The 16,143-nt window shown below is 54.6% G+C and carries 16 protein-coding genes; 8 read left to right on the top strand and 8 right to left on the bottom strand.

Annotated elements, in window-relative coordinates; genetic code table 11:
* Position 1 precedes the first annotated feature (1 nt).
* Positions 2-2,077 (top strand): glycogen debranching protein GlgX, encoded by a 2,076-nt coding sequence (gene glgX, locus QLG21_RS11245; protein WP_282484418.1) that lies wholly within the window; start codon positions 2-4, stop codon positions 2,075-2,077.
* 1 nt (position 2,078) lies between these two features.
* Here the strand turns inward: glgX and QLG21_RS11240 are convergent, their stop codons facing one another.
* On the bottom strand, positions 2,079-2,627 hold the full coding sequence (locus tag QLG21_RS11240; protein WP_006175310.1) for a winged helix DNA-binding protein: 549 nt from the start codon (positions 2,625-2,627) through the stop codon (positions 2,079-2,081).
* Positions 2,628-2,871: 244 nt separating this feature from the next.
* Here QLG21_RS11240 and QLG21_RS11235 point away from each other — a divergent pair, with 244 nt between their 5' ends.
* Genes QLG21_RS11235 through QLG21_RS11225 form a run of 3 tightly spaced genes read left to right on the top strand, consistent with a single transcriptional unit; the run spans position 2,872 to position 5,582 of the window.
* A complete protein-coding gene (locus QLG21_RS11235; RefSeq protein WP_006175309.1) occupies positions 2,872-3,594 on the top strand; it encodes a DUF969 domain-containing protein in 723 nt (240 codons plus the stop codon).
* On the top strand, positions 3,591-4,577 hold the full coding sequence (locus tag QLG21_RS11230) for a DUF979 domain-containing protein (RefSeq protein ID WP_006175307.1): 987 nt from the start codon (positions 3,591-3,593) through the stop codon (positions 4,575-4,577). Before QLG21_RS11235 ends, QLG21_RS11230 begins: the two co-directional genes overlap by 4 nt.
* A 9-nt stretch (positions 4,578-4,586) precedes the next feature.
* Positions 4,587-5,582 carry a DUF2891 domain-containing protein gene (locus QLG21_RS11225; protein ID WP_282484417.1) on the top strand — a complete coding sequence of 332 codons (996 nt, stop codon included), beginning with the start codon at positions 4,587-4,589 and terminating at the stop codon, positions 5,580-5,582.
* An 18-nt stretch (positions 5,583-5,600) separates the two neighbouring features.
* Here QLG21_RS11225 and QLG21_RS11220 read toward each other — a convergent pair whose 3' ends face one another.
* On the bottom strand, positions 5,601-7,031 hold the full coding sequence (locus QLG21_RS11220) for an MFS transporter (RefSeq protein ID WP_282484416.1): 1,431 nt from the start codon (positions 7,029-7,031) through the stop codon (positions 5,601-5,603).
* 125 nt (positions 7,032-7,156) lie between these two features.
* Here QLG21_RS11220 and QLG21_RS11215 point away from each other — a divergent pair, with 125 nt between their 5' ends.
* A complete protein-coding gene (locus tag QLG21_RS11215) occupies positions 7,157-8,062 on the top strand; it encodes a LysR family transcriptional regulator (protein WP_282484415.1) in 906 nt (301 codons plus the stop codon).
* Positions 8,063-8,102: 40 nt separating this feature from the next.
* Here QLG21_RS11215 and QLG21_RS11210 read toward each other — a convergent pair whose 3' ends face one another.
* From QLG21_RS11210 to QLG21_RS11185, 6 genes are read right to left on the bottom strand one after another with little or no spacing between them, the layout of a single operon-like run.
* On the bottom strand, positions 8,103-8,570 hold the full coding sequence (locus tag QLG21_RS11210) for a tellurium resistance protein TerW (RefSeq protein ID WP_282484414.1): 468 nt from the start codon (positions 8,568-8,570) through the stop codon (positions 8,103-8,105).
* Between the two features lie 16 nt (positions 8,571-8,586).
* Entirely contained in the window at positions 8,587-9,543 is a 957-nt protein-coding gene (locus QLG21_RS11205; RefSeq protein WP_282484413.1) for an HpcH/HpaI aldolase/citrate lyase family protein, read from the bottom strand.
* A complete protein-coding gene (locus QLG21_RS11200; RefSeq protein WP_282484412.1) occupies positions 9,543-10,622 on the bottom strand; it encodes a cysteine protease StiP family protein in 1,080 nt (359 codons plus the stop codon). Before QLG21_RS11200 ends, QLG21_RS11205 begins: the two co-directional genes overlap by 1 nt.
* 1 nt (position 10,623) lies before the next feature.
* Positions 10,624-11,397: a hypothetical protein gene (locus QLG21_RS11195; protein ID WP_282484411.1), complete on the bottom strand. Its 774-nt coding sequence runs from the start codon at positions 11,395-11,397 to the stop codon at positions 10,624-10,626.
* Positions 11,390-12,532, bottom strand: coding sequence for a phosphoribosyltransferase domain-containing protein (locus tag QLG21_RS11190; protein WP_282484410.1), 1,143 nt, complete (start codon positions 12,530-12,532; stop codon positions 11,390-11,392). Before QLG21_RS11190 ends, QLG21_RS11195 begins: the two co-directional genes overlap by 8 nt.
* Before the next feature lie 9 nt (positions 12,533-12,541).
* Positions 12,542-13,600, bottom strand: a complete 1,059-nt coding sequence (locus tag QLG21_RS11185) for an ATP-grasp domain-containing protein (protein WP_282484409.1) — start codon at positions 13,598-13,600, stop codon at positions 12,542-12,544.
* A 316-nt stretch (positions 13,601-13,916) separates the two neighbouring features.
* Here QLG21_RS11185 and QLG21_RS11180 point away from each other — a divergent pair, with 316 nt between their 5' ends.
* From QLG21_RS11180 to QLG21_RS11170, 3 genes are read left to right on the top strand one after another with little or no spacing between them, the layout of a single operon-like run.
* On the top strand, positions 13,917-14,498 hold the full coding sequence (locus QLG21_RS11180) for a TerD family protein (RefSeq protein ID WP_282484408.1): 582 nt from the start codon (positions 13,917-13,919) through the stop codon (positions 14,496-14,498).
* Positions 14,498-15,655 carry a TerD family protein gene (locus QLG21_RS11175; protein WP_282484407.1) on the top strand — a complete coding sequence of 386 codons (1,158 nt, stop codon included), beginning with the start codon at positions 14,498-14,500 and terminating at the stop codon, positions 15,653-15,655. The genes QLG21_RS11180 and QLG21_RS11175 overlap by 1 nt, the downstream gene beginning before the upstream one ends.
* Before the next feature lie 22 nt (positions 15,656-15,677).
* Positions 15,678-16,133 (top strand): tellurite resistance TerB family protein, encoded by a 456-nt coding sequence (locus QLG21_RS11170; RefSeq protein ID WP_282484406.1) that lies wholly within the window; start codon positions 15,678-15,680, stop codon positions 16,131-16,133.
* Positions 16,134-16,143: the final 10 nt, after the last annotated feature.

Raw genomic sequence — 16,143 nt, 5'->3', positions numbered from 1 at the left:
AATGCCTAAGGACAGTAAGTTTGAAATTCGGTCTGGTCATGGCCAGCAACTGGGCGCTAATTATGATGGCAGTGGGGTGAACTTCGCGCTCTTCTCCGCCCATGCGGAGCGGGTGGAACTGTGCCTGTTCGATCCTTCCGGTAAAACGGAAATCGCCCGGCTGGAGATGCCGGAGTATACCCACGAAGTCTGGCATGGCTATGTGCCCGACCTGCAGCCGGGTGCGCTTTATGGCTATCGCGTTTACGGGCCTTACGATCCGGAGAATGGCCATCGCTTTAATCCGCACAAACTGCTTGTCGATCCTTATGCCCGCGAACTGGTCGGGAACATCGACTGGAACGACGCCCATTTTGGCTACGAGTTGGGTCACGAAGAGAAAGACCTGAGCTTTGACACCCGTGACAGCGCTCCGTTTACGCCAAAATGTAAGGTCATCGATCCTAATGCCTTTGACTGGCAGGATAACAACCGGCCAGACATTCCGTGGCCCAATACCGTGGTCTATGAGAGCCACGTTAAGGGCTTTACGCAGCTAAACCCGGCGATTCCGCCCGAGCTGCGCGGCACCTTTGAGGGTATGGGGCATAAAGCCTCGGTTGATTACATTAAAAGTCTGGGCATCACCTCGGTGGAGCTGCTGCCGGTTCACTGGTTCCCGGACGATCAGCACCTGCTTGACCGGGGTCTGAAGAACTTCTGGGGGTATAACTCGCTGGGATTTTTTGCCCCGGCGTCGCGTTATTACGGCCCGGCGGGGATTCAGGGATTCCGGGATATGGTGCGCGCGTACCACGACGCGGGCATCGAAGTGATCCTCGATGTGGTCTATAACCACACCGCAGAGGGCAATGAGCTGGGGCCAACGCTGTCGTTCAAAGGCATCGACAACTTCTGCTATTACCGCACGTTACCGGATCAGCATCGCTATTACATTAACGACACCGGCACCGGAAATACGGTAAATACATCACATCCACGCGTGCTGCAGATGGTGATGGATTCCCTGCGCTACTGGGCAGAATCAATGCATATAGACGGTTTCCGCTTTGACCTCGGCACCATTCTGGGGCGTGAACCGGAAGGATTTGATCCGCGCGGCGGCTTTTTTGATGCGATGTCGCAGGACCCTGTGTTATCCCGGCTGAAACTGATTGGCGAACCCTGGGATATCGGCCCGGGCGGCTATCAGGTGGGAGGCTTCCCGCCTGGCTGGGGCGAGTGGAACGATAAGTATCGCGATACCGTTCGCGAATACTGGAAGGGGGATAATGTCTCGACCGATTTTGCCGCGCGGCTGCTCGGCTCCGGTGACCTGTACGATCTGCGCGGGCGTCGCCCGTGGGCGAGCGTCAACTTCATCACCGCCCATGATGGCTTCACGCTAAACGATCTGGTTTCGTTTAACGAGAAACATAACGCCGATAACGGGGAAGAGAACAACGACGGCCATAACGATAACCGCTCCTGTAATTATGGCGAGGAAGGACCAACCGAAGATCCGAACATTATCGCAACCCGCGAGCGGCAGAAACGCAATTTCCTTACCACGCTGATGTTTTCTCACGGCACGCCGATGCTGCTGGCGGGCGATGAGTTCGGGCGCACCCAGAAAGGCAACAATAACGGCTACTGCCAGGACAGCGAGATCTCATGGATTGACTGGAACGGCATGTCTGAAAACGACGTTGCGCTGCGCGAATTTACCCAAAGGTTGATCGCGCTTCGGGCGACGCAACCCCTGCTGCGCCGCGAGAGCTGGCGCGACGGGCTGGAGATCCGCTGGTTCAACGCCGGCGGCGGGCCGCAGCAGTCAGAGCAGTGGGACGAAGGGGCCACGCTGGGGGTGGCGATCAGCCGGCCCGACCTTCAGCAGGAGGAGGGCATCTGGCACGATATCCTGATGCTCTTTAATCCTTTCGAGGGCGTCGTGCCGTTCCAGATCCCGCAGTTTGGTACAGGGGGTTGGGTCCTGGAATTATCAACGGCTGAAGACGTGACCACCGGGGAGGTCTTTACCACGGCCGTTGATTATGAATTGCCGGGACGCAGTATCACCCTGTTCAGACGTCCCTGAGTCACAGTGATGCCGCCGCCCGGGCGGCGGTGTCATACAACGAGGAGATCGTGCGCAGCAGCTGCGCGGTCTCCCCGATAGACGCCCCCGCAATACCGCTTTCCGCCTGAATGTTGATCAGGCAGGCTTCCCGCACATCGCGATACTTCATGCACAGCGCCTTACCTTCTTCTGTCGTCGAAAAATAAAGCTCTTTGCCGGCTTTCTCACTGGTGACATAGCCCGCTTTGACCAGCTTCTTCAGGGCATAGGTCACGACATGGGTATCTTCCACGTTCAGCACGAAGCAGATATCGGCCAGCTTCTTTTTACGGTCACGGTGATTGACGTGATGCAGAAGCGACACGTCAAAGGCCCCCATATCCGGCTCTCCGGCTGCGGTCATACAGCGCACCATCCATTTGTTAAACGCGTTGCTGGTCATGATCAGCGCGTATTCCAGCTCCGACAGCTCCGCGCAGCGCTCAGAAACCAGATGGCGGGAAGACACGATACGGCCATCGGTAATGTCATCGCTGTTCGCGGAGGTCGCACTTTTTTTTGCGGTCATAACGATCCTTATGGGCGCGTATAATCCGCCCGGAAATGTAAACTCATCGATAAAATAAGAACATTTTATTGATAAATTGTTTACATGTTTTTGCGCTTCAGATATAGCTTTTTAGTCCAGGTTCTGTGGAGCCTGACGCAAAACACAACATCGCTCGCCGCAAAGCAGCCACTTCGCCCTGATGCGAAGTATTAAAAAAATCGCCGCCGGCGCGCAACGCTCACTTTGGATAGGGTAAACGTTTATGGACGGTTCTACACTGTTGCCGCTTATCGGGATACCGGTGGTGGTTATTGGTTTTGCACTGCGCTTCAACCCGCTGCTGGTTGTCGTGGTCGCAGGGCTGGCGACGGGTTTGCTGGTCGGCATGGATCTCGGCATGCTGCTGGAGACCTTTGGCGAGAAGTTCGTTAACAGCCGTTCGCTCGCCACCTTCATTCTGATCCTGCCTGTGATTGGTCTTCTGGAGTATTACGGGCTGAAAGAGCGGGCCCAGGCCTGGGTCGCAAAAATTGCCAGCGCGACCTCGGCGCGTATTCTGATGCTCTACTTTGTGGCGCGTGAAGGTACGGCGGCCCTGGGGCTGATGTCCCTTGGCGGTCATGCACAGACCGTGCGTCCGCTGCTGGCACCCATGGCGGAAGGGGCTGCGCTTAATGAATACGGCGAACTCCCGCAGCATATTCGCGACAAAATCAAAGCCCATGCCGCTGCATGCGACAATATTGCCGTCTTCTTTGGTGAAGATATCTTTATTGCTTTCGGGGCGGTGCTGCTGATTGACGCGTTCCTGAAAGAGAACGGCATTGAAGGGATCGAGCCGCTGCACATCGGCCTGTGGGCCATTCCCACCGCCATTGCGGCGCTGATCATTCATATGACGCGTCTGCTGCGCCTGGATGCCAGCATCCGTCGCGACGTCATGGCCTGGCGAGCAGAGCAGGGTACGCAGGAGATCGCACCATGATGACGTTAATCACCATTAACCGCGTTTACTACCTGATTGGTTTTGTCGTTATGCTGCTGGTCATTATGACCCTGCGGGATCGCGCCAACCCTAAACGCTTTACCACGGCGCTGTTCTGGTTCCTGTTCGGCGGGATTTTCCTGTTTGGCGATCTGATGGTGCAGGAGCTGGGTAAATCCCTGGCGTACCGGATCATTGGCGGCGGCGTTATCGTTATCGCCCTGCTGGCCGGCTTTGGGCTGGTTGGCAAAGGACACTATAAAATGTCGACCGATGAGGAGCGCGTTGCCTCCTCGAACCGGCTGAAAAACTGGCTGTTCCTGCCTGCGCTGATGATCCCCGTGGTGACGGTTATCGGGACGCTGTTCCTTAAAGGCGTGTCTATTGGCGGCGTTTATCTTCTCGATCAGAAACAGCTTACGCTGGCCGCGCTGTGCGTCGCGTGCGTTGCGGCGATCCTGACGGGCTGGTGGCTGACTAAGGGGACGCCGCTGCACGCTATCCGTCAGTCACGTCGCCTGGTGGATACCATCGGCTGGGCGGTGATCCTGCCGCAAATGCTGGCCATGCTGGGTGGGGTGTTTGTGGTTGCGGATACCGGGGAGTCGGTACAGAAGGTTGTCAGCCTGTTTGTCGATCCGGATAACCGCTTCATGCTGGTGGTTATCTACTGCATCGGCATGGCGTTATTCACCATGATTATGGGTAACGCGTTTGCGGCCTTCCCGGTGCTGAGCGCCGGGATCGCCTTGCCTTTCCTGATTAACGTTCATCATGGCAACCCGGCACCGCTGCTGGCTATCGGGATGTACGCCGGTTACTGCGGCACCCTGATGACGCCGATGGCCGCGAACTTCAATATCGTTCCTGCCGCGCTGCTGGAGCTGAAGGACAAATATCAGGTCATTAAGATCCAGATCCCGACCGCGTTAACCCTGCTGGTGGTGAACGTGTTCTTAATGTATTTCCTCGTGTTTCGCTAAGGAGCTGTTATGGAATTAACGCAACATCAGGCGGACGCTTTTGCCCGTATGCCTTTAACCTATTTGCGCCAGGAATACCCGAACCACATTATGCACCTGCTTAATGATGACGGGGATGTATTACCGCCTCGCGTGCTGCACCCTGTCTTTTACGGCTGTTTCGACTGGCATTCGGCAGTACACGGTTACTGGCTGCTGCTGCGCTGCGTTCGTCTTTATCCGGATCTGCCGTGCCGGGAGGCGATCGTCGCGCTGTTTGAAGAACACATTACAGCTGAGAACGTGGCGCAGGAGCTGGCTTATTTCAACGCACCGTTCCGCGCCTCCTTTGAGCGCCCTTACGGCTACGGCTGGCTACTGGCGCTGGCTCAGGAACTGAAACACTCCGCATTGCCACAGGCGCAACGCTGGTATCAAACCCTTGAGCCGTTAACTCAGGATATTCGCGACAGGCTGGTGGATTACCTCAGCAAGTTAACGTACCCGATTCGCGTCGGGACGCACTACAACACGGCATTCGCCCTGGCGCTGGCGCTGGATTATGCCCGCGCGGTGCAGGATAGCGCGCTGGAAGAATCTATCCTGGCGGCGGCAAACCGTTTCTACGCCCGCGACACGCACTATCCGGCAGATTACGAGCCGGGCGGTGATGAGTATATTTCCGGTGCGCTCACCGAAGCGCTGCTGATGAGCAAAGTGACTGAACACTTCCCGGCCTGGTTCGACACATTCCTGCCGAACGTCGGATCGATTACGGCGCTCATGGAACCGGCACAGGTCAGCGACCGTACCGATCCGAAAATTGCTCACCTCGACGGGCTAAACCTCAGCCGCGCCTGGTGCATGAAGCATATCGCCAACGCGCTGCCGGAAAACCATGTAGCGCAACCGGCGCTAAGCAAGGCGGTTGAACAGCATCTGTCCGCCAGCGTTGAGCATGTAGTGGGGAGCCATTATAGCGGCGGGCACTGGCTTGCCAGCTTTGCTCTCCTGGCACTGGAGTAAGGTGAGAAGGGAGCAGCCTCACCGCTGCTCCTGTTCCGATGCACCCGCCCGCACGGGTTTGCGCAGCCTGCTCAGGCTAAACGCGACCGAGGCTGCTGATGCCGCAACGGCAATCCACAGCGACAGATGAACCGCCTGGACATCCAGCCCTGGCCGGGAGGCGGTTGTTATCATCGCCAACACCACGCCAGCCGCGGCGGCCCCAAGACACTGCCCAAAGGTCCTGACGATGGCTAATACCCCGGATGCATAGCTGGCATATTCCCGGGCTACATTCGAGAGCATCTCCCGGTTGTTAGGGCTCTGGAAACAGCCAAAGCCTATACCGCACACCAGGTTACGCAGGCAGATATCCCACGTCGAGGGAGAGGCGGGCAGCATGGCCAGCAGGACTAATCCCACCACAAAAATCATCAGACCCAGGGTCGATATCACCGGCGCAGAGAAAGTATCTGCCCAGCGGCCCGCATGGGGTGCGATCAAGACGATCCCTATCGGCCATGGAGTGAACAGCAGCGCCGCGACAACGGGACTAAAGCCATAGATGTTTTGAAAGAGGAACGGCAGCGCAATAAAGGTTGCCCCCTGACTGACAAAAGAGGCCAAAGAGGTCAGGGCGGCCAACGTAAAGCGTGCGTTCTGGAAGATTACCGGCGGCAACAGCGGATCCCGTGTGCGACGGCTGTGCCGGGTAAACGCTACGGCGCTTACGAGGGCGACGCTTGCCCAACTCAAAACATCCGTGTTGATGCCCTGTAAGCCGGAAAAACTGTTGGCCGTCATCACCGTGGCACCTAAAAACATTGCCGAGAGCAGGGCACCGGGCACGTCAAACGGCGTTTTATCGACAGCTTTCGGGCGTGGCAACGCGTTGCAGGCCAGCCACAGCGCGACGGTGCCCGGAATAACGTTGATCGCGAACAGCCATTGCCAGCTCAGGGCGTGCAGTATCACACCGCCGAGCACGGGCGCGATGGCGGTACTTGAGGCGATGAGCAGGGCGTGCAGGCCGAGCACGCGCCCCAGCAGTCGTCCCGGAAAGACGGAGCGCAGGATCGCCGGGGCGATGCTTAACGTGGCGGCACCGGCAATCCCCTGTATCACCCGCATGCCAATCAGCAGGTCCGCAGAACTTGCCAGCGCACAGCCTAGCGAAGCCAGCGTAAATGCTGCAAGGCCGGACAGAAACACGGGCCGAAATCCCACGCGAGTCGCGAGCGCCGCAAAGATGGCAAGCATCATCGCGGCCGCCAGCAGATAAGCGTTGGCGAACCAGACGGCGACGCTGGCGGAGACGTGCAGCGCGTTCGCCATTGAGGGCAGCGCAATGTTGATCATGGTGCCATCAAATACGCCCATTAGCGTCGTCGTCATAACGGCGGCCATCACTCGCGCGCGCGCGTGACCTGGAAGCCCCTCATCGCCGGGCTGATGTAAAAAGAGCATCATGGTGTTTACTCCTGCAGTCAGGTTTTGATGACGAAACTATAAACATGGGATATAACGGGCGGAAGGCGCAGCGTTTGCACTTAATCGTTGCATGAAACGCCTTATCACTTTCTCACGAGGCTTGTATGGCGGACCCGGATCTTAATTTGCTTGTTGCGCTTGATGTACTGCTCACCGAAGCCAGCGTGGCCGGCGCAGCACGGCGTTTAAACCTCAGTTCATCGGCCATGAGCCGCACGTTGAGCAGGCTGCGTGATGTGACGGGCGATCCGATTCTGGTTCGCGCAGGCCGCAATATGGCCCTGACGCCCTGGGCTGAAGCCGCCAGAGAGCGTGCCAGAAACGCGGTGCACGAGGCGAGGGCGGTGCTTCAGCCGTCCGCCGACACGCTGAAGGTGGAAGAACTTGCGCGGCTTTTCACCATCAGAGCGAACGATGGCTTTGTGGTCGCGTTTGGACCCGCGCTGATTGCATCCGTCGCAAAAGCGGCACCTGACGTCTGTTTGCGATTTGCGCCGAAACCGGAGAAAACCTCGCGCTATTTGCGTGAAGGTCTGGTTGATCTGGAAATCGGTGTGCAAAGCAACATGGGTCCAGAGATCCGCATTCAGCGACTGTTCCAGGATCGTTTTGTCGGCGCGGTTCGCAAAGCGCATCCGCTGGTTTCATTGCCAAAGATAGACGTGAATGCCTTTATTTCATGGGGACATGTGGTTGCAGCGCCCGACGGCTCGCTCAACGGTTTTGTCGACGAAGCGCTGGCGGAGCTGGGCCTTAAACGTAAAGTCGCCAGCGTTGTCCCCGGCTTTCCGACCGCATTATCGGTGGCGCTGGAATCCAATCTTATCGCGATGGTGCCCGCACTGTATCTGTTGAACCAGCAGATGACCGACAAACTGCATATTTTCGAATTACCGTTAACTGCGCGGGTCATAACGGTTTCGCAAATGTGGCACCCTAAAATGGAAAACGATCAGGGTCACCGGTGGTTAAGGGAGAAGGTGCGGGAAGTCTGTCGGGCGGTGTCGTGACGGTGCGCGGCCGGGGTTTCGCCCGGCCTGAGGTTCAAGGTCAGGACTTTTTAACGCTACATTCTTTGATCAGTTCGTCGACGACGCGCAAGGCCAGTTTCTCGACCGCTTCACTGCGGGTGCTCTCACTCAGCGCGGCCAAACGGTCAATTTTTCTTAAAATTCGCAGGCGTAGCGATAACGACACCGCCGTTTTTTTATCCTTGTCCAGAAAAACTTTTCCTGCAGACTCACTGGTTTTTAGCCCGTCATGCTGTGCGAGCGCTTCATTCATCCGCCGCAGGGTCTTTTTATCCAGCAGCCCCGGGTTAATGAGATGATAGGAGTGACCCGCCTTGCTGTATTTGATTTCTGCTGAATAGGATTCGCGTATCTCTTTTAGCGCCCGGGTTAACGTTGGCTCTGAACATTCCAGCCTGGAAATAATATTGCAGGCGGGGACAGGCTTGCCGGAGCCCAGGATGTTGGCAAGCTTAAAAATCCGGGCCTGTCTGGTATTTAATTGCATTGTTAGCGTCTTTTACTTAATGATTCTGGGTGACGGAAAGTAATCTGATGCCATCAGCGCTTTGCTCATTCTGTAAACCATAAAAGCGCGCTCGGTCGAGAATTCCGGCCGCCCAGCGGCGGTGTGTAGCGGGTTCACACATGGCTCCCTGAGACTTAAACACCGCCTGGGTAGAGTTCAGGATCCGCAGAGCGTCAGAGTGTTCACCCTGAGTAACCATCAGCGCGTTTTGAATCACCTCTATCTGGCGCGGGTGGATGGCTGTTTTACCCACGAGCCCATGCGCCATATCCTGAGCCAGCTCTCTGGCCATGACGACCTGATCGTCAATATGCTCACACACGGGCGCGGTCAGGGCGAAATCCCGCGGCCCAAAGACAGAAACGAGCATTTTAATGACGTAACCCATTGGGCTTTCATACAGCGTCAGATCCCGGGGGCGACGAAGCGACACAACGTTCATAAGATCATTACCACCGATTCGAAGCGCAATAATGCGTTCGTGACAGGGGTGTTCCACCAGTCGGGTGGCGAGCTCACGCATCTGCACCACGTCAAAGACGTCATCTGTTTCCAGCGTCGGCATCATGCACAGGTGTGTCCCGCCCATGATATCCCACCACTCCGTTAACGAACTGAGGGTAAATTTCGGCAATACAAATCCGTCGACAGCGGAAAGGTCAAAATGCTCTTTTAATCTTTTGCCCATTTCGGTATGCCGGGGGCGAATAAACACCAGAGGCCAGTCCTTTTTACCCCGGCTACGCATGCTGTGACTGAGCTCGAGCAGCAGTTGCTCAAGATTGCTGAGGGCAAGGGGGATGTCTGCTTCACTGACGGCATCCTCAAGGCAAATGACCAGGGAACGTAAGCCCGGTATTTTCTCGTGCATAACGGCATCAGCAATATCTTCCCGGGTTGCAGGCATGTAAAGTGTGGCTCCCAGATTCCAGGGAGAAAGACGATTTTTCATCAGATCACCTTCTTGATAATGGTTGCAGCCCGGTACTGGCCGAGGGTTTCCCCCATTTCTGTCACAACTATTTTCTTTTCACGAGCAAGACCTGTGAGCAGGGCAACGTCCGGATCGTCCATGGAACGGACGAAGACATGATCCGGAACCCGACGCAATATCGCCCGGGTTGCCTCCGCAATGCCTGGCTTGATTCGATTGACGCTGTCCACGTTAAATTCAGCGGCCAGGAACGCGATAACGTCGCGACTTGTCTGCCATAAGGCCCGGGCGGTTTCTGTATTCCAGTTGAGAGGCGCGAGGGATGACGGCGCTAGCGTCTTACGGAAACGAGCGACGGTATCGACAAGCATCCGGCTGCATTCGTATTCGCTGAGATGCGCGCAAACCATGCAACCATGCAGCCCTTCAGAAGACCATACTGACCGGGAGATCAGGCCTGACACCGGTGCACCCATGATGCCAAAAGGAATGAGCCAGTCGTCATCACTGGCAGCAAGCCAGGAACAGCCGCAGGGATCGGCCAGGACAACCAGTCGCGGCTGCTCAGGGTAGCCCGGGCGATCTTTCAGGGCGCGTACCAGCTCGCCGGAAATGGCGCCTTTACCTGTCCATCCGTCAACAAACACAATACCGCCGGTACCATGTCGTTCTTCAATGACGTCGAGCGCAGCAGTGTCAATTCCGCGATCCCGGATGATGCTGATGCCGTAATGCCAGGAAGTTTTCCCCATATCACGCAGGGCCTGGTGCAGCATAACGCCGAGCGGTACGCCAGCCCTGACAAGACTGGCCAGAACAATGGGCTCATCACCGAAGCGTTCGGCCAGAGCTATAGCGAGCTGCATGACTTCTTTTGCAAGTCTTTCTGCGCCCCTATCCAGCGCCCGGTGAAACACATCAAGATGCCATTGCGTGGGCGCGGGCTCCTGGCTGAGCATGTCCGAATAATGTTTTTTCCCCGACTGAATCAGCGCTTCTTTTTGCTCAACCGACGTCATCTCAATGACAACCGGTTTTAGCAGGAATTCCACGTCGCCGGGCTGGTAAGAGCCGGAGAATGTCTTATGTGAGTGCATGTTATTTTTCTCCGAAAATTCGCTGTGAGATGGCATCTGCAAACTGACTTTGACGCGGAATGCCAAACCAGCTGCACAGTTTCATAAAACGGTGATCGCTCAGGCTGTCACCCAGACCAATCACGGGGAAAACCCCGCGTTCAGCCCGAAGTTTTTCAAGCAGCCAGCTGACGGCCAGCCCTTTTTCTACCGGGGTGGGAAGCCAGGCCACGTTATTACTGTTGCGGTGGATGTAGAAGCCATCCATCGGAAACACGGTTTCTATCTCATCTGCAATGGCATTGAGCTCGTCAAGGCGGGTGCTGTCGCGGTGTTTCATCACCATATAAACCGCCGTCTCACCGTATTCAGTATTCAGTCTGGCCCAGACATTGATCCCGTTTGCGTCCATCATTTCAGTAATCTGGCGCTGCATCGATGTCAGCTTTTCCTGATAGGGCGCCAGTTGGCCGAGCATGTGGGCTTTCCACTCCTCGTCGGGTTTACCCTCCGGCGTGAGAATAACGGCCCCGTGCGTGGTGATTGCCCAGGAGCGGAAAGGGATCCGGACGCGGTTGATTTCTTCAGTTCCCCGTGCGGTAACAGGAATGAGCTCAGCCTGCTCAAGAAGCCAGTCCACCAACATGGACTGCTCTTCTGTCATAAAACTTCGTGGCTTCTGGGTGGGATCAACCGCACCGGTACGAAAGGGTTCCAGTGCCAGTTCGTCCACCATTTTTCGCCGGGTCTGAAACAGCGTGTCGTCAAGGTCGCTCAGAACAACGGGTTTATTCATAGGTAATAATCTCCACGACGGGCGCAACCTCAGCCAGCGCTTTTAGAAGCTGGTTATCAATACTTTCTGCGGGGGTCTCAGTACAAACAAGGATGCGGTCAAACTGCTGATGGGCCACGTTGTAGACAAAATTGGGAATGCCCAGCCCATAGTTGTCCGTGAAGGAGATCGCGGACTCAATGGCATAACCAACGGCGATAGGAGAGCGGGTGGTCGAACCGTAAAATGCCTGTGCTCCGGCAGCTTCGAGCCGTTCCGCGAGCAGGAAAGGCTCCCAGACGAATTCACCTGTCCCGAGAACCAGAACACGCTCTCCCTGGCGGACGGTTACTGCCTGGCCAAGATCGGCTGCAGGTGCAAGCATCCCCAGGCGACCCCAGGACTGTTTACCCTGAATGTCCCATTCTCCGCGAGACGTGACGTTGACCTTTGGCATGTCCGGGACAGGCGCATCAGGTAAGGGAGTCCATCCCCACTGGCCGCTGACGAGCGATACTGAACTAACAGGTAAGGGGCTACGCTCAGACAGCGCATTGCCACTCCAGTCGGTAAGCGTTACGGCGATAACCTGTTCGATATGCTGGAGCTTGCCGGTATTCCGCAGGGCAGCCAGCAGGTTAATAAAGGTATTACCGGTTGTTGCCTCGTCATCGACTAAAACCAGCGTTCTTGCTTCGCTTAGACGGCGTCTTTTCTCTTCATCATCAGGCAGATAAATCAGATGATCGGTGGCATGGCTGTGTTCTTCCTTGAATTCGCAAAGCAACGTGCCATCAACCGGGTGACGGGTAGAGGTCAGATATAAAGATTCACGGTACTGGTGGCGTACTTCGTCAAACACTCCCGCCCCGAGACCAACGGCCGTTTCAGCCATACCGATAAACAGCACCGGTTCTGTCAGTTGTGAAGGAAATTTGTCTGCAAGCTGCCTGTAGACCTGCCGCATGACAGAGGGAGGGACGGGAATATGCCTGCCGAGAACTTTGCTGACAAACAGGAAGGCCCGTTTTGGGTTGCGTCTTTCAGCGATATCAAACAGGTCTTCGAGCAATATTTCACCGCGGTCCCGGTCGACCTGAATCGTACCGCATGAAAGCCTACGGCGATAAATCATATCTTCAAGGATATCAGACATACATGCGCCTTAATTCAGTCGGTTAGAAAGTGTTTCCGGGTATACGATGACATCCGTGATGGATCTGACCGCAACAGGTGAGAAGCTATTTTTAGCGCTCTGGACCACCGCTTCTTGCGTCATCAAACCAAGCTTACAGGCGGCAAACAGCCCGGGAAGGTTTACTCCGCTGTGAAGGGTATAACCCACCCCGCCTGACGGACGCATGTTCGTTTCCAGCAGCACCGGGTTGCCATGCATATCGTTTCGCGTCTGAACATTAACCAGTCCGTCCGCTTTCATCACCCGGGCGCAGGCACACGCCAGCTCCCAGGCGCATCCTTCGTTGACCAGATACTGCATAGCCCCTTCCTTACGGCGTCCCACGGCGGCAAGTATCTCGCCGTTATCCGCAAGAATATCGACGGAAAACTCCGGGCCCGGCAGGTAGGGCATCAAAACAAGAGGTTTAAACGACTCAGAGGCCGCTACTGCTGCAATATACTGTTGCGGACTGACAAGGCGATGCTCTGGATGATTAATGACGGCCATGGGCGAAGCCGTATCATCAAAGCGCCAGAATCCCATGCCATAGATGCCGGTAATCGGCTTGACGCACACCGGACTGTCAGAGAACGGCGGGGCGGCGAGGTGCGCCTTTAATTCAGCAAGCGTATTCACGCGCCAGGAAGGCACGACCGGGAGCCTGTTTTGCTCCATAAACCGAGCAAAATTCACTTTATCGTCTGCGAGAGTAAACCACTCGACTCCCATTGCACCGGTAGTCAGGGTAACCCCTTTTGACTCTATAACCGTGCGGTGTTCCTCCAGCCACTGGCTGTTACGGCCCGTATGAACATGGTGAATGCCATGGTTCTGGATGGTTTCCAGAATAAATTGAAGCCGTGCCTGAGGATCTTCAGGTTCTGTTAAAGAATAATCGGCAACAGAAAGAATCTCATTTCTTGCGTTACGATGGGAGGCAAAAACGCTAATGTTGAAGTTATATTTTTGTGCAAATGAATTTACCCCGTGAATAATATCACGCTGTGATGATAAACCTTCCATAAACCATATTTTTCTGTTCACTTTTTTAATTATCCAGAACGCCGCAAGATTATTATTGAGAGGTGAGTCTATGGATGGCAAAATAGCATGTCAATCATAATATGATTAAAAGCATTACCCGATATTTAGGGGTTTTATGTTTTAGTTCTAATTATTGACCTATTGTATATGTAGAGGTGTGGCTATGCGTAATCAGTAGGTAATTTACGCTACCATAATTTAATGAAAACAGAAAAAATATACCTTGCCAGGGTACTTCATCATGATATGATTTTTTTAATCAGTAAATGAACATACCTCTCATTGTCTCGGTCAATACCATTTTAAGGAATAAAGTATGGTTTCATTAAGTAAGAACCAGACGGTATCACTCAGCAAAGAATCGTCAGCATTAAGCCAACTTCAATTCGGTCTCGGTTGGGATCAAATTAAGAAGAAAGGTTTTTTTGGTAATTTATTAGGTGGCAATGAATCAATCGATCTTGATGCTGGTTGCGTATTAATGGACAGCACAGGTAAAACAATTGACACCATCTGGTTCCGCAAACTGAAATCCACCTGCGGTTCTGTCATTCACAGTGGTGATAATCTGACTGGGGAAGGGAGTGGCGATGATGAAGTTATCAAGGTTAACCTGACCAGTCTGCCTGCAAACATTGAATATCTGGCTTTTACCGTGAATAGCTTCCGTGGTCAGTCGTTCAATGATGTCGAAAATGCGTTCTGCCGAGTGGTCGATCAAGCAGGTAAGGAATTGGCTCACTACAAACTGTCTGAGCAGGGCGCACATACCGGGATCGTTATTTCCTCGCTGTGTCGTAATAATGGCAGCTGGGACTTTACTGCCCTTGGACATGCCTGCCGTGGCCGCACAATTGATGATATGCACGCCGATATCGTTTCAGTGGTTATCCGCTAATGAACCTGACGCCGGGGGGGAATGCCCCCGTTCCAGGTCAGGAACTACGGGTTCGGGTCACCTCGGGCGGACAGGTGGATGCTTCTGCTTTTCGCCTGTACGCAGATGGTAAGGTGCAGGGTGATGCGGACATGGTGTTTTACGGCCAGCCGCGTAACGACGATGGTACCGTCAGTCTGGTCAGTGAAGGCCAGTACTCAACGTTTACTGTCGCGCTCAACCGGCTGAAACCTGATGTCCAGAAAATAGCCTTTACCGTGACCTGTGACGGTGGGCAGACGGTGGCTGGTCTCTGCACACTTTCCGTCGACGTGGAGCAGGGGGCGACAAGCCTTATTAGTGGCCTTGTCGAACTGAACGGCCGTCAGGAAGCAGCCTTGATTCTGGGTGAATTTTATCGCCGTCATAATGACTGGAAATTCCGCTTCGTTGCGCAAGGATTCAATGGTGGGCTTAAACCCCTGGCAGAACATTTCGGTGTCAATATTGCCGACGAGCCTGCTTCGGCAGCTCCGACACCTCCTGTCGTAACGTCTGCGCCCGTTGAGACAAAAATCAGCCTGAGTAAGGTATCGCTCACTAAAGAGAAGCCTGCCATTAGCCTGGCCAAGCGGGATAACTTCGGTGAAATACGGATTAACCTGAACTGGCACCGGGATAGCAGCAAATCCGGTTTGGCGGGTCTGTTCGGTTCCAAAGGTGTCGATCTGGATTTGGGCGCGTTTGTTGAGCTACAGGACGGTTATAAGTCTGTCATTCAGGCGTTGGGTAAAGCTTTCGGTGATTACCACAATGAACCTTACGTTCAGCTTAAGGGCGATGATCGCACGGGGGATGTATCAGAGGGTGAATGGCTGCATATCAATGGCCGTGAATGGATGCATATTCGTGAAGTGCTGATTTACGCCTTTATTTATGGAGGCGTGCCCAGTTGGGATAAAACAGATGGTGTGGTCACCCTTCACGTTCCGGATCAGCCCCCGATCGAAACCCGCCTGACAGAAGGTGAAAACCGTCGCACGTTGTGCGCCATTGCCAGACTCGTAAACGAAAACGGCGCGATTAAAGTTGAGCGTATCAACCAGTATTTCAAAAGTCAGTCTGAACTGGACCAGGCATTTGGCTGGGGATTTCGCTGGAGCGCCGGTTCTAAATAACACAGCAACAAAGGAAACAGATATGAGCTTTTTCGGCAAAGTAAAAGGTGCCATTAACACAAGCCGGGACGAACTGACCCGCCAGGTTGGCCGTTTCAAAAACAAAAAATTTATGCAGGGCACCGTAGCTGTCTGCGCCCGTATTGCCGTGTCCAGTGACGGCGTGAGCGCAGAGGAAAAGCAGAAAATGATGGGGTTCATGCGTGCTTCGGAAGAATTGAACGTATTCGATACCAATGAGGTGATCGCGTTTTTCAATCAGCTGGTATCAAGCTTTGATTTCGATATGGAAATCGGCAAGGGCGAAACCATGAAATACATCCTGGCGCTGAAAGATCAGCCTGAGGCCGCTCAGCTTGCGTTACGCGTGGGTATTGCTGTTGCGAAGAGTGACGGTAATTTCGATCAGGATGAGAAACTTGCCTCCCGCGAAATGGCACTCGCGTTGGGCTTTGACCCAGCTGAATTTGGCCTTTGATCCACATCCC

It is taken from the genome of Enterobacter sp. V87_3, from assembly GCF_029967835.1.
Lineage (GTDB): Bacteria > Pseudomonadota > Gammaproteobacteria > Enterobacterales > Enterobacteriaceae > Enterobacter > Enterobacter cancerogenus.
Note: the sequence above shows the minus strand (reverse complement) of the source record. Positions and strands in the feature narration are given on the sequence as shown.